This window comes from Streptomyces sp. NPDC043680, from assembly GCF_056436685.1.
In genome coordinates this window covers 407,178-418,986 of sequence record NZ_JBWKCE010000003.1, presented here as the reverse complement: position 1 = coordinate 418,986, position 11,809 = coordinate 407,178, and the positions used below count along the sequence as shown (strand labels likewise).

Here is an 11,809-nt window from a genome sequence, read left to right as displayed (position 1 = left end):
CAGAAAACTGACCCATCTCTGCAGGAGGCACGTTGTGACGCTGGTCCAGATGCAGCCCCGCCCGGCGGACGCCACCCCTGTGCACCGGACGGCGGACGTCGCCGTGGAGGCGACCGACCCGCAGATCTGCGACGACATGACGGTCGAAGTGGCCCTGTCCGTCATGGCCAGTGCCCGCGTGGGACACCTGCTCGTCTGCGACGAGGACGGCCTGTGCACCGGACTGCTGACCCGGGCCCAGCTCACCGCCGTCCGTGACAGCGACGCGTACACGGACCGAGTCCGGCTGCGCGACGTCCTCGGCGACCGCGGGCCGTTCACCTCGCCCCTGACCACGAGCAGCGCTCTCGGCGTCCTGGCTCTGGCACGCTGACCCGCCTCACCGCGGTCGGCCCCTTCACCTTCTCCCCCCGTGAGGCATCATGCGCTGCGTCATCGCCCGCTTCCCCTTCGACCTGACCAAGAGCGGCGTCCTGGAATCGATGAAGGGCGTGAAGCCCGAGCAGGTCCTCGGCGAGTCCGTGATCATCGGCCGCCGCACCTACCCCGCCAAGCAGGTCGGCCAGGTCATCACCCGCCAGGACCGCCGCGACTTCAGCGTCGGCGAGGTCCTCCGGGCCATGACCCAGCTCGGCTTCACCTGCCGCGGCCTTCCCACGGCCGCGGCGCCCTCGCGCGTCCTCAGCCCGCTCCAGCAGGCATCCGCGATGCTCGGCACCCCGGTGACCGTCTGACCCTGGAAACGGCACGAGCCGACCCAGAACAGCAAGAAGGGCCCGACCGGCACACGCCGGTCGGGCCCTTCGCCGTACCGGCGGCCGGCGAGAAGGGCACTCACCTGTGGACATCCCGGCGCCTGACCTGCAGTGCAGGACGCCTCGGCCGATCTGGACCAGGCGCGAAAACCTAGCTCGCTTCGAGGCGAACGAAAATCTATCTCGGCCGGAGTAGACATTGGGCGGTGGCGTGGTTATGGTTTCTCTCGTAGCCAGAGAGAGACGGAACGGCTCGGCAGAGACGAACTGCCGGGCAGAAGTACCCGCAGTTGCAGTTGGTTGGACGGTGCGGTGGTGGAGTTCCGAAGCCAGGGTTGTTGTAGGACGGCGACGGGACTGACGACCGGACCGGGTGGCCCGCAGTAATCAGGGGCCGCCGCAAGCAGTAACGCAGTGGCAGTACCCGTAGGTGCAGTACGTACTACCCAGCAGTACAAGCAGTACGCAGTACCCAGCAGTGAAGTCAGTGAGCAGGAGCTCGGTGAAGGCGTCGGCTGCGGACGCGCGCACCGGGAGCTTGGCAAGCAGTTGCAGTTGATCACCGAGGGAAGAACGGAGGAGCCGAGCGCCATCAGGATCGCCCGGGCAGAAGTCGTGGGCCCGGGTACCGCAGGACATCGATAGTGAGGTGGTCTCCGGTCAAGCAACCGCGATCCCCGCACGCCCGACGGCATCTCGGTCGGGTCTGCGGAAACAGAAGGCCGGCGCAGTACCAGGGCCGGCAGATGGTGTAGTAGTTCCTTCGGGGCCTTGGTGCCGTACGGCACCAAGGCCCCTCCACGCGTTCCCGGAGACATGAGGGACCATGCATGACAGACATGAGAGAGGTGCAATGACAGCAGACGACTCATTCGGCCGTCTCGACGACGACGACTACCCCGCCTACACCATGGGCCGGGCCGCCGAGATCCTCGGCACTTCGCAAGGCTTCCTCCGCGCCATCGGCGAAGCCCGCCTCATCACCCCGCTCCGCTCCGCGGGCGGACACCGCCGCTACTCCCGCTACCAGCTGCGCATCGCCGCCCGCGCCCGGGAACTCGTCGACCAGGGCACCCCCATCGAGGCCGCCTGCCGCATCGTCATCCTCGAAGACCAGCTCGAAGAAGCCCAGCGCATCAACGCCGAATACCGCCGCGCCGCCGAATCGTCCGGCCCGTCGGCCTCGGCCTGAGGTGAGGCCGACGTCGGTATCCGCCGGGTCGGCAGCCGACTGGGGGTCGCCCGTGCCACCCATGTCGCCCATACCGCCGCCTCGACACGGCGGCCGGATCTGACCCGGTGTCTGAACCGCCCGTCTGACCCGCCCGGTCAAGGGCCCGCAGCGCGCCCAGGAGCCCGAGCACGCACCGCCGGCCGCTCCCCCACAGGCGTCGCCGGCGAGAGTGTCACCCCAGCGCCGACCGGCGCACCGGCCCGCGGTGGGGCCGGTGCGGCAGGGGTCAGGGGCGAAGGAGGGTCTTCATGCGGGCGATCTCTGCCGACTGGGACGCGGTGATCGCCTCGGCCATGGTCTTGGCCGGGCCGTAGGAGCCGGTCTTGCGCTCCGTGCCGGCCATGGCGATCGCCCCCTCGTGGTGCTTGACCATCAGCTCCAGGAAGGCCGTGTCGAAGGCCTTGCCCGAGGCCTTCTCCAGGCCGGTCATCTCCTCGGCGGTCATCATCCCGGAGGGCGTGCCGCCGCCGCCGTGGGCCGAGTGGTCCGCGGCGCCCGGGGCGGGCACCTGCTCACCCCAGGACGTCAGCCATCCGGACATCGCGTTGATCTCCGGGTCCTGCGCCTTCTTGATTTCGTCGGCGAGCTTCTTCACCTCCGCCGACTCCGCGCGCGACGCGGCCAGTCCGGCCATCTCCACCGCCTGGCGGTGGTGGGGGATCATCCCCTGGGCGAAGGCGACGTCCGCCGCGTTGTGGCCGGCGCCCGGGGACTGGGCGGGGGCCGAGGCCGTGGGGCCCTCGTGGCCCTCCGCCGGGTGGTCGGCGGTGCTGTTGCCGCCGCCGCAGGCTGTCAGCGTGAGGACCAGTGCCGTGGTGGCCGTGGCCAGCGCGACCAAGGAACGGGTGCGCATGGTGGTCGTGGTCGTGGTCATGGTCATGCAACTCCTCGGATGTACGGGATCAGGGCGCGCCGGAGCTCGGCGCGGCCTATATCCGCAGGAGTTGCAGTTCCGCGAGGTCGGGAGGCGCCCGGCCGCCCCCGGTCTCCCCCTGGGGGCCGGCGGGCGGCGTGGCTGCGGCCGGGGTGTGCGCCGTAGCCGCCGTCAGGGCGGGCGGGGCGTAGGGGGATCCGATTCCGGCGGCCGCGCAGGTGCCGTCCGCATGCTCCAGGTGCGGGGATCCGTCCCCGCCCGAGGGCTGCGCGCAGTCTTCCGTCGCACCGTGGGTCCCGTGGACGACCCCGTGGGCGGCCCCGTGGGCGGCCGCCTCGGCGCGATGCGGGTGCGCGGTGGGCGCGCCGCCCGGGGCCAGGCCGTGCATGCCCAGTACGCCGGCCAGTACCGCCAGCACCAGCAGCACGAAGCCCCGCCCGGCGGGGCGGCGGCTCGTCGGCGGCGCGGCGGAGGTCACGCAGCCATCGTACGAGCCGCACCCGGGCCCCCGGCAGCGCGCCCCGCCCACGCCCTGGCGGCGGCCCGGGGCCCGTCCCCCGGCCGGGTCCTCAGCGTTTGAGGTGGGCCAGGACCGCCAGGACGCGGCGGTCGGCGTCCGGGGACGGAGCGATGCGGAGCTTCGTGAAGATGGCTGCGGTGTGCTTGGCCACCGCGCTCTCGCTGATGTGCAGCGCGTTCGCTATCGCCGCGTTGGAGCGCCCCTCGGCCATCCGCTCCAGTACGTCGTGCTCGCGCGGGGTCAACTCACCGGTCAGGCCCCGCGCGTTGCCGCGCGCCAGGAGCTTCGCGATGACCTGCGGGTCCATGACCGTACCGCCCGCGGCGACGCGGCGCACCGCGTCGACGAACTGGCCGGTATCGGTGACCCGGTCCTTGAGGAGGTAGCCGACGGCTCCCGCTCGGTCGGCGAGCAGTTCGTTGGCGTAGAGCTGCTCGACGTACTGGGACAGTACGAGCACGGGCAGGCCGGGCCGCCGGCGGCGGGCCTCCAGCGCCGCCTGGAGCCCCTCGTCGGTGAAGGTCGGCGGCAGGCGTACGTCGACCACCGCGACGTCAGGCGCCTCCTCCAACAGCGCCCGCAGCAGGCCGCGTTGTCCACCGCCGCGACCACCTCGCAGCCGTGGTCCTGGATCCCCTGGCGGCCAGTCCCCTGGCGCCGTCCATGGTGCTGTCCACCCTCGTACCCCCCGTGCGATCCGTCCGCCTACGACGCCGTCGACGATGCCGCCCGCCGGAGCCCGGCACCTTGCACCTGGGCGCCCGGTCGGGGTGTACCTTCGTACAGTTCCACACTTCGGAAACGAAATTCCGCCACGGTGAGCCCGGGCCCACAACAGGAGCGGCCTACACGACCGGCGACGTGCTCACGGTTGACGGCGGCCGCCACATCGTCTGACGGGACCGACCACATCATGGACAACTACGCTCACATCATGAACGCAGAAGCCGCCGACGCCCTTGCCGCCGTCAAAGACGCCGACCGGAAGCACGTCTTCCATTCCTGGTCGGCGCAGGAGCTCATCGACCCCCTCGCCGTGGCCGGGGCCGAGGGCTCGTACTTCTGGGACTACCAGGGCAACCGCTACCTCGACTTCTCCAGCGCCCTCGTCTACACGAACATCGGCTACCAGCACCCCAAGGTGACCGCGGCCATCCAGGAGCAGGCCGCCCACCTGTGCACCGTCGCCCCCGGCTTCGCCGTCGACGTGCGGTCCGAGGCCGCCCGGCTGATCGCCGAGCGCACGCCCGGCGACCTCGACAAGATCTTCTTCACCAACGCCGGTGCCGAGGCCGTCGAGAACGCCGTACGGATGGCCCGACTGCACACCGGCCGGCCCAAGGTGCTGTCCGCATACCGCTCCTACCACGGGGCCACGTCCACCGCGATCAACCTGACGGGCGATGCGCGCCGCTTCGGCAACGACAGCGCGACCGCCGGCGTCGTGCACTTCTGGGGCCCGTTCGCCTACCGCTCGCCGTTCTACGCCGCCACCGAGGCCGAGGAGTGCGAGCGCGCCCTGCGCCACCTTGAGGACACGATCGTGTTCGAGGGCCCCGGGTCCATCGCCGCGATCATCCTGGAGACAGTCGGCGGCGCCCCGGGCGTGCTCGTGCACCCCGCCGGGTACCTGGCGGGCGTCCGGGCGCTCTGCGACCGCTACGGCATCGTGTTCATCCTCGACGAGATCATGGTCGGCTTCGGGCGCACCGGGAAGTGGTTCGCCTCGGAGCACTGGGACGTCACCCCTGACCTGCTCTGCTTCGCCAAGGGCGTGACCAGCGGCTACGTCCCGCTCGGCGGGGTCGCCATCTCGGGCGCCATCGCCGCGACCTTCGCCCGCAGCCCCTACCCGGGCGGGCTGACGTACTCCGGCCACGTGCTGGCCTGCGCCGCCGCCGTGGCGACGATCAACGTCATGGAGGAGGAGGGCGTCGTCGAGCAGTCCGCCCGCACCGGCGAGCAGCTGCTGGGGCCGGGCCTGCGGGCGCTGGCCGAGCGGCACCCCTCGATCGGGGAGGTCCGGGGCCTGGGCACCTTCTGGGCCCTGGAGCTCGTACGGGACCGCGCCACCCGCGAGCCCCTCGTGCCGTACAACGCGTCCGGGGCGGACAACGCGCCGATGGCCGAGTTCGGGGCGGCGTGCAAGAAGGGCGGCCTGTGGCCGCTGACCGCCGGCAACCGCATCCACGTCGCCCCGCCCTGCACCATCGCCCCCGAGGACGTGGCCAAGGGGCTGGCCATCCTCGACGAGGCCCTGCTGGTCGCGGATGCGCACACGGTCTGACCTGCACAGGCGCACGGTCCCCCAAGCCGTGGGTGCCTGTCTCGGAGGATCTGCACCATTCCGAACAGCACGTGAACGTGCTGAAATCCGACAGAGCACCTACGGACCGGGATGCACGTCAGTCCCGGGGCGGTCCTCCGGGACCGAACGGCGGGGAGCGGGCTGACCGCTGGACGCCGGGCGTACGGGATCCAGACATCCGGACTCCGTGTACCCGAAGGAAGACCGCGCATGAGCAAGCACGTCCTGGCCCAGAACCAGTACGGCAAGGCCGAGAACCGCATCGTGAAGGTGACCCGCAAGGGCAACGACGGATCCTGGCACGAGATCCGCGACCTCAACGTCTCCGTCGCGCTGCGCGGCGAGTTCCGCGACGTCCACCTGACCGGCGACAACGCCAACTGCCTGCCGACCGACACCACCAAGAACACGGTGTACGCCTTCGGCAAGGAGCACGGCATCGCCTCCCCCGAGGCCTTCGGCATCCTCCTCGCGAAGCACTTCGTCTCCTCGCAGTCGCCGATCCGCGAGGCGCAGATCCGCATCGAGGAGTTCGCCTGGGAGCGGATCCCGGTCCCGACGCGCAAGGAGCAGCACTCCTTCGTGCGCAAGGGCCAGGAGGTCCGGACCGCGCAGATCACCTACAGCGAGACGACGGGCCTCCAGGTGATCTCGGGTCTGAAGGACCTGACGGTGATGAACTCGACCAACTCCGAGTTCCACGGCTACATCAAGGACAAGTACACGACGCTGCAGGAGGCGCACGACCGCATCCTGGCGACCAAGGTCACCGCGCGGTGGGCGCACTCGGCACTGGCCGCCGACGACGCCGCGTACGACTGGGACCAGTCGTACAAGAAGGTCCGCAAGAACATGCTGGAGGCCTTCGCGGAGACGTACTCGTACTCGCTGCAGCAGACCCTGAACCAGATGGCCGAGCGGGTGCTCGACAACTGCCCCAAGGTCAACGAGGTGCGCCTCAACCTGCCCAACAAGCACCACTTCCTCGTCGACCTGGAGCCCTTCGGCCTCAAGAACGACAACGAGGTGTACTTCGCGGCGGACCGGATGTACGGCCTGATCGAGGGCACCGTCCACCGCGACGGGGTACAGCCGGTGATCGCGACGAGCGACTGGATCGTCGCCTAACTCCTGCTCCCCGAACCGCCCCGCTCTTCGACGGGGGCTCCGAGCAGCAGGTTCCAGCGGCCCGCCCGGCCGGTGAGGGTGGTCACGGTGTCCGGGCGTACGTCGAGCCGCCAGAAGGCGGCCGGGGGCAGCTCCAGTGCATACACCGCCGCAGCCCGTACGACGGCCTGCTCGACCGGGACCCGGTGCGTTCCGGCGGGCAGGCCGGCCAGCTCAGCGCCGACCCGGGCGATGAGCGCGTCGAGGCACTCCCCGCCGGGCGGGGCGTACGCCGGGTCCGTCAGCCAGCGTTGGACGGCGCCCGGGTCCTGGGCCGCGACCTCGCCCAGGGGGCGGCCCGCCCAGGCGCCGGTGTCCGGACCGCGGAAGCCGGAGTAACCCGGGCATTCGGCACCGCGGCCGAATGTCGCCTGCCGCGCCGAGTCGTCGAACGGGTGTGCAACGAACTGAACTCGTACAACGGCCCTCTTCATAAGGGGAGCGTAAACGCGGTACGGTCTCACGCGACAACACAAATAAGACGACGGTATGACGGAAGTCCGGTGAGAACCCGGCACGGTCGCGCCACTGTGAACCCGCCCCGAAGGGACGGGAAGTCAGACCCGCCACCGTCGTTCTGAGCACCACTGACCGGGACGCGTGTTCCCTCTGGAGGTCCTGCCATGGCCCACTCCGCCGTGCCGTCGACGGGCGCATCCGCCGTCGCCCCCATCTCGCTCTCCGCGCTGACCCCCTGGGCGCTGTTCGCCGGCGTCCTCATGCTCGTCCTGCTCTACCTCGTCGGCGCCGAGCAGGGCGCCACCGCGATCTTCCAGGGCGACGGCATCCACGAGTGGATGCACGACGGCCGCCACCTCCTCGGCTTCCCCTGCCACTAACACCGCGGCAAGGACAGCCCTGACATGAACTCCATCTCACCCCGCACCCTGCTGGTGCGGGGCATGCTGGCCGGCCTGTTCGCAGGTGTGGCCGCCTTCCTCGTCGCGTACCTGCTCGGAGAGTCCAAGGTCGACGCGGCCATCGCCATCGAGGAGGCGGCCTCGGCCGGTCACGACCACGGCGAGGAGATGGCCCCGGTCAGCCGGGCCCTCCAGGCCACCGGCGGCCTCGCCACCGGCACCCTGCTCTACGGGGTCGCGCTCGGCGGCATAGCCGCGCTCGTCTTCTGCTACGCCCTGGGCCGCATCGGGCGGTTCGGACCGCGGGCCACCGCCGTCCTGGTCTCCACGGGCCTGTTCGTCACCGTCAACCTGGTCCCGTTCCTCAAGTACCCCGCCAACCCGCCCGCGGTCGGCGACCCCGACACCGTCGTCAAGCGGACCACCCTCTTCATCCTGATGATCGCCCTGAGCGTGCTGCTCGGCTCGGGCGCGCTCATCCTGGGCCGCCGCCTGGCGCCCTCGCTCGGCAACTGGAACGCCTCCGTCGTCGCCGGTCTCGCCTTCGTGGTGGCCGTCGGCATCGCGTACGCGACCCTGCCCGCCGTCAACGAGGTTCCGGCGGACTTCCCGGCCACCCTCATCTGGCAGTTCCGGCTCACCACCCTGGCCATCCAGACCGCGATGTGGGCGAGTTTCGGCCTCGCCTTCGGATATCTAGCCGAACGCTCCCTTGCGCCGTCCCCCGCACCCAAGGAGGCTGTCCAGCCGACGAGTTGACGATGAGGGGCCGGTTCGTACATGCAGACGGCGATCTGGGAATGGCGCGGCTGGACCGGCGCGGTCCCGTTCTGGTTGAACTCCGTCCTGCTGGCACTGGCCCCGTTCACCGCCGTGCCGCTGCTTGCGCAGATCGGTGTCATCACGGCCCTGGCCGCCCTCGGCGGGCTGGCCCGTCATCTCTGGTCCGGTGACTACGGCCACCCGGCCATCCACCTCGCCGCCGCCCTGATGGGGGCGGCGGCGGTGGTGTTCGTGGTCAGCTGACGCATCCGGGTGAGGGGTGGCTCACCCGTTCGGTGGCGGGTTCGACGTGCCCCCGGATACGGGCCGCGCACCCGGTGCCAGCTGCGAAGACACCCGGATTTTGGTGCTGCTGTGACTGTGACGCGCCGTCAGTGTCCCGCGTTGTAGTCGGTACTGGGGGCAGCGAGGGGGTCCACTGCTCTCAGGAGACCCGGCCGCCGGTGCCGGTGAATCGGACCAGGAGGGACATCCATGGCCCGCGCCAAGGTGGTGGTCGGCGTGCTGACAGTGGCTCTGCTCTGCGGCGGCGTAGGGATGTTGCGCAGCACCGAGGGGGCGCGGCCCAGCGCGGTCACCGCCGCCGACGCGCTGCCCTCCCGTGCGCTCGGCCTGTCGGGGCACCGGCGGCTCGTCTCGCAGCTGGAGCATGCCGGGCACCAAGCGTCCGGCAAGGGAACCCGGCCTGCGCGGGCCGCCGCCATCGCACCGCTGCGGGCGGTGCGGCCACTGCGGCTGCACATCCCGAGCCTGGGGGTCGACGTGCCGCTGACCGGCGACGGGGACGAGGCCACCTGGGACACCGACAGCCCGGCTCCCGGCTCCGCCGGCACCTCCGTGGTCACCGCCGACGACCTGCGCCTGGCCGAGCTGCGGCGCGGCCTGACCGTGGAGATCGCCCGAGCGGATCACCGTATCGCCGTGTTCACCGTCGACCGGGTCTCGCCCGCCGGGGTCACCCGGCGCGGACAGCGGGCGGGGCGGGCCCAACTGCGCCTGGTCAGCGGGGAGACGACCGTGATGGCCCGGCTGACCGGCCAACGCCGTACGCGCTGAACCCGGGCGTACGAGGCGCTGATCCCGCGGGGTGATCCGGAGGAGTGATCCGGAGGAGTGACTTCGTCCGCCGGTCGGGGGCTTTCGCAGCCGCGGCGGGGAGGGGGCGGGCGCGTCGGGGCACACCCCTCGCATGAGCGGGACGCGGCACGCACGGATGGCACTGGCCAGGGCGCTTTCGGTGGCCTGCGTCGTGCTGCTGTGCCTGTTCGCGGCCGGTCCGGCCACCGCGGCGGCTGCGTCTGCGGCTGGGGCCGAGCGCCCCGGGTCGACCGCGCCGGGCGAACCGGGCTCCCCCGCCGAGGGTGAATCCGATCCGGCCGCGGAACCCGAGGCACGGCCCGTGGCCCGGCCGGCCGTGCGCGGGACTCCGGGAGTACGGCAGTTGGCGCAGCCCGTGTTTCACGTGAAACACGGCGATCAGCCGGGCACCGCCGCCCTCTGCGGGACGGCCGGGCCGATGCTGTCAGCGGGGACGGTACGGAGTGTGGTCCTGCGCTGCTGAGCGAACCGAGCAGCAGAGCACCCCCCCACAGCATCCCTCCGAACACCGTGAGGTTCCCGCATGCCCATCGACCCGTACACCGCGCTGAACGCCATGCTCCGCGCCGAGGCCGCCCGCTGCACCCCGCCGACGGCCCGTCAACCCGACCCCGAGGAGGCGGCCGCGGCCGCCGACACCGCTGCCGCGGCCCGGGGCGAGGATCGCGCGGGCGAGTGAAAGGGATCGAGCCGGGACCGTCCACGCCGCCCGAGGCGTGGGCACGGTCCCGGCTCGGTCACGCGGAGACAGGGCTCAGGGCTCCCGGGTGTGGTAGCGGTAGTACGCCACCAGTCCCACTCCCACGCCCGTGATCAGGCCCACCCAGCAGGAGCGGAGGATCGAGTGGTCGGCCATGCTGTAGAGGTAGCCCACGGCGATGCCACCGAAGGCTCCGTAGCCCGCGGCATGCACTTCCCGCTTCAGCCGGGGGCCGACGCGGGCGAGCCCGAACATGACGGCGGCGAAGAGCGCGCCGCACAGGATCCCGTAGAAGACGTTGCCCGCGTCGACCGGGCCCACGTTGCGGTTCATGAAGGCCGCGTAGACGCCGTAGACCAGCCCGAGGAGCAGCGCGCGCATCAGCTGGCCCTTCATCTGCTCCCTGCTCGCGTCGTGCGCGCCGGTCGCATGCCAGTGCCGCCTCTGGGCGGTGGGTGCCGCATGTGCCATGACGGGGCTCCTCTCTCCCAGCCTCCAGAGCACACCCGCCGCCCCGGCGCGGCAAGTGGATCAGCCGGTCCGCCCGTCGCCGCCCGCCCTCCGGCCATTCCGCCACCCGCCCGCAGCAGTACCGCTCGCGGGGCGCCACGGCCCGGCATTCCCTGGTGACGTGCGCACCTTCCTCTCGGCGGTCCTCATCGTCCTCGTGGCCCTGCTCGTGCCGGCGAGCGCGGTCGCGTACTGGGCTGACCACGAGCTGGGCAACGCCGACCGCTACACCGCGGCGATGTCCCCGCTCGCCGGGGACCCTGCGGTGCAGGGCGTCGTCATCACCCAGGCGAACCGGGCCCTGGCCGGACAGATCGACGCGGGCCCCTTCCAGGAGGGGATCGACGCCCTGCTCGGCGAGGCCCTGCGCTCCTTCGCGGGCACCCCGGCCTACCGCACGGCCTGGGACGCGGCCAACCGGGCCGCGCACGCCGCCTTCCTCAACGCGCTCACCACCGGCCACGGCGACGCCGTCACCGTCGACCTCGCGCCCGTCATCGCCCGGATCAGAGAGGAACTGATCGCCGACGGGGTACCCCTCGCCGACCGCATCCCGGTGACCCACGTCTCCGTGAAGGTCATGGAGTACGACAACCTCGGCGACCTCCGGAAAGGCTTCCACATGCTCCAGATCGCCGGCGTCTGGCTCCCCGTACTGACCGTGGTGCTGGCCGCGGCGGCCGTGGCCGTCGCGGTGCACCGACGCCGCGCCGTGCTGGCCACCGGCCTGGGCATCGCCGCCGGGGCGGTGCTGCTGTGGATCGCCGTGGGCCTGTGCCGCCGCCTCACCCTGGACGACCTGCCGGCCGACATCGACCGGCCGGCCGCGGCGGCGGTGTACGACGCGCTCACCGCGTTCCTGCGGACCACCGCCTGGGTGGTGCTCGCGATCGGGCTCGCCGCGGCGCTGGCCGCCTGGGTGATGGGCCGGGTGCGCCGCACCCCATAAGCTCGGAAGGTACCGACATGTACGGAACCACGCAGAAGACGCAGAAGACGC

General features: G+C 71.5%; 15 protein-coding genes and 1 pseudogene. 11 read left to right on the top strand and 5 right to left on the bottom strand.

The window, feature by feature from the left end; genetic code table 11:
• Positions 1-34 precede the first annotated feature (34 nt).
• The 3 genes from AC0666_RS08440 (at position 35) to AC0666_RS08430 (ending at position 1,947) form a co-directional block, all read left to right on the top strand.
• Positions 35-373 (top strand): CBS domain-containing protein, encoded by a 339-nt coding sequence (locus AC0666_RS08440; protein WP_468965778.1) that lies wholly within the window; start codon positions 35-37, stop codon positions 371-373.
• Positions 374-422: 49 nt separating this feature from the next.
• Entirely contained in the window at positions 423-734 is a 312-nt protein-coding gene (locus AC0666_RS08435) for an SCO5918 family protein (protein ID WP_478707299.1), read from the top strand.
• A gap of 874 nt (positions 735-1,608) precedes the next feature.
• Positions 1,609-1,947 carry a MerR family transcriptional regulator gene (locus tag AC0666_RS08430; RefSeq protein WP_468965782.1) on the top strand — a complete coding sequence of 113 codons (339 nt, stop codon included), beginning with the start codon at positions 1,609-1,611 and terminating at the stop codon, positions 1,945-1,947.
• 268 nt (positions 1,948-2,215) lie between these two features.
• Here AC0666_RS08430 and AC0666_RS08425 read toward each other — a convergent pair whose 3' ends face one another.
• The 3 genes and pseudogenes from AC0666_RS08425 to AC0666_RS08415 form a co-directional block, all read right to left on the bottom strand.
• On the bottom strand, positions 2,216-2,863 hold the full coding sequence (locus AC0666_RS08425; RefSeq protein ID WP_478707298.1) for a DUF305 domain-containing protein: 648 nt from the start codon (positions 2,861-2,863) through the stop codon (positions 2,216-2,218).
• Between the two features lie 55 nt (positions 2,864-2,918).
• Entirely contained in the window at positions 2,919-3,341 is a 423-nt protein-coding gene (locus AC0666_RS08420) for a DUF6153 family protein (RefSeq protein ID WP_468965784.1), read from the bottom strand.
• Positions 3,342-3,432: 91 nt separating this feature from the next.
• A pseudogene (locus tag AC0666_RS08415) lies at positions 3,433-3,995 on the bottom strand (LuxR C-terminal-related transcriptional regulator).
• A 322-nt stretch (positions 3,996-4,317) separates the two neighbouring features.
• Between AC0666_RS08415 and AC0666_RS08410 the strand changes: the two are divergent.
• Together AC0666_RS08410 and pucL are read left to right on the top strand one after the other, a co-directional pair.
• Complete coding sequence (locus tag AC0666_RS08410; protein WP_478707297.1) at positions 4,318-5,670, top strand: aminotransferase class III-fold pyridoxal phosphate-dependent enzyme; 1,353 nt, start codon at positions 4,318-4,320, stop codon at positions 5,668-5,670.
• Between the two features lie 231 nt (positions 5,671-5,901).
• Positions 5,902-6,819 (top strand): factor-independent urate hydroxylase, encoded by a 918-nt coding sequence (gene pucL, locus AC0666_RS08405; protein ID WP_468965787.1) that lies wholly within the window; start codon positions 5,902-5,904, stop codon positions 6,817-6,819.
• Here the strand turns inward: pucL and AC0666_RS08400 are convergent.
• On the bottom strand, positions 6,816-7,292 hold the full coding sequence (locus AC0666_RS08400; protein ID WP_478707296.1) for a histidine phosphatase family protein: 477 nt from the start codon (positions 7,290-7,292) through the stop codon (positions 6,816-6,818). The two genes, pucL and AC0666_RS08400, sit on opposite strands and share 4 nt — an antisense overlap.
• Positions 7,293-7,481: 189 nt before the next feature.
• Here AC0666_RS08400 and AC0666_RS08395 point away from each other — a divergent pair, with 189 nt between their 5' ends.
• The 5 genes from AC0666_RS08395 to AC0666_RS08375 all read left to right on the top strand — a co-directional run bounded on the left by AC0666_RS08395 (position 7,482) and on the right by AC0666_RS08375 (position 10,278).
• A complete protein-coding gene (locus AC0666_RS08395; protein WP_361717230.1) occupies positions 7,482-7,697 on the top strand; it encodes a CbtB domain-containing protein in 216 nt (71 codons plus the stop codon).
• A 24-nt stretch (positions 7,698-7,721) separates the two neighbouring features.
• Positions 7,722-8,477: a CbtA family protein gene (locus AC0666_RS08390; protein WP_468583867.1), complete on the top strand. Its 756-nt coding sequence runs from the start codon at positions 7,722-7,724 to the stop codon at positions 8,475-8,477.
• Between the two features lie 21 nt (positions 8,478-8,498).
• Positions 8,499-8,744: a hypothetical protein gene (locus tag AC0666_RS08385; protein ID WP_356852098.1), complete on the top strand. Its 246-nt coding sequence runs from the start codon at positions 8,499-8,501 to the stop codon at positions 8,742-8,744.
• 231 nt (positions 8,745-8,975) lie between these two features.
• Positions 8,976-9,557, top strand: a complete 582-nt coding sequence (locus tag AC0666_RS08380) for a class F sortase (protein WP_468965791.1) — start codon at positions 8,976-8,978, stop codon at positions 9,555-9,557.
• 565 nt (positions 9,558-10,122) lie between these two features.
• Positions 10,123-10,278 carry a hypothetical protein gene (locus AC0666_RS08375; protein ID WP_468965794.1) on the top strand — a complete coding sequence of 52 codons (156 nt, stop codon included), beginning with the start codon at positions 10,123-10,125 and terminating at the stop codon, positions 10,276-10,278.
• A gap of 75 nt (positions 10,279-10,353) precedes the next feature.
• Here the strand turns inward: AC0666_RS08375 and AC0666_RS08370 are convergent, their stop codons facing one another.
• Positions 10,354-10,770, bottom strand: coding sequence for a hypothetical protein (locus AC0666_RS08370; protein ID WP_468965796.1), 417 nt, complete (start codon positions 10,768-10,770; stop codon positions 10,354-10,356).
• A gap of 160 nt (positions 10,771-10,930) precedes the next feature.
• On the opposite strand from AC0666_RS08370, the gene AC0666_RS08365 reads away from it, so the two are divergent.
• Complete coding sequence (locus tag AC0666_RS08365) at positions 10,931-11,758, top strand: hypothetical protein (protein WP_468583862.1); 828 nt, start codon at positions 10,931-10,933, stop codon at positions 11,756-11,758.
• Positions 11,759-11,809 lie beyond the last annotated feature (51 nt).

What these genes read in the sequence shown, in the direction of transcription:
- AC0666_RS08435 (WP_478707299.1), top strand. Translation starts at nt 423, where the DNA reads ATGCGCTGCGTCATCGCCCGCTTCCCCTTCGACCTGACCAAGAGCGGC.
- AC0666_RS08430 (WP_468965782.1), top strand. Translation starts at nt 1,609, where the DNA reads ATGACAGCAGACGACTCATTCGGCCGTCTCGACGACGACGACTACCCC.
- AC0666_RS08425 (WP_478707298.1), bottom strand. Translation starts at nt 2,863, where the DNA reads ATGACCACGACCACGACCACCATGCGCACCCGTTCCTTGGTCGCGCTG.
- AC0666_RS08410 (WP_478707297.1), top strand. Translation starts at nt 4,318, where the DNA reads ATGAACGCAGAAGCCGCCGACGCCCTTGCCGCCGTCAAAGACGCCGAC.
- pucL (WP_468965787.1), top strand. Translation starts at nt 5,902, where the DNA reads ATGAGCAAGCACGTCCTGGCCCAGAACCAGTACGGCAAGGCCGAGAAC.
- AC0666_RS08400 (WP_478707296.1), bottom strand. Translation starts at nt 7,292, where the DNA reads ATGAAGAGGGCCGTTGTACGAGTTCAGTTCGTTGCACACCCGTTCGAC.
- AC0666_RS08395 (WP_361717230.1), top strand. Translation starts at nt 7,482, where the DNA reads ATGGCCCACTCCGCCGTGCCGTCGACGGGCGCATCCGCCGTCGCCCCC.
- AC0666_RS08390 (WP_468583867.1), top strand. Translation starts at nt 7,722, where the DNA reads ATGAACTCCATCTCACCCCGCACCCTGCTGGTGCGGGGCATGCTGGCC.
- AC0666_RS08385 (WP_356852098.1), top strand. Translation starts at nt 8,499, where the DNA reads ATGCAGACGGCGATCTGGGAATGGCGCGGCTGGACCGGCGCGGTCCCG.
- AC0666_RS08380 (WP_468965791.1), top strand. Translation starts at nt 8,976, where the DNA reads ATGGCCCGCGCCAAGGTGGTGGTCGGCGTGCTGACAGTGGCTCTGCTC.
- AC0666_RS08375 (WP_468965794.1), top strand. Translation starts at nt 10,123, where the DNA reads ATGCCCATCGACCCGTACACCGCGCTGAACGCCATGCTCCGCGCCGAG.
- AC0666_RS08370 (WP_468965796.1), bottom strand. Translation starts at nt 10,770, where the DNA reads ATGGCACATGCGGCACCCACCGCCCAGAGGCGGCACTGGCATGCGACC.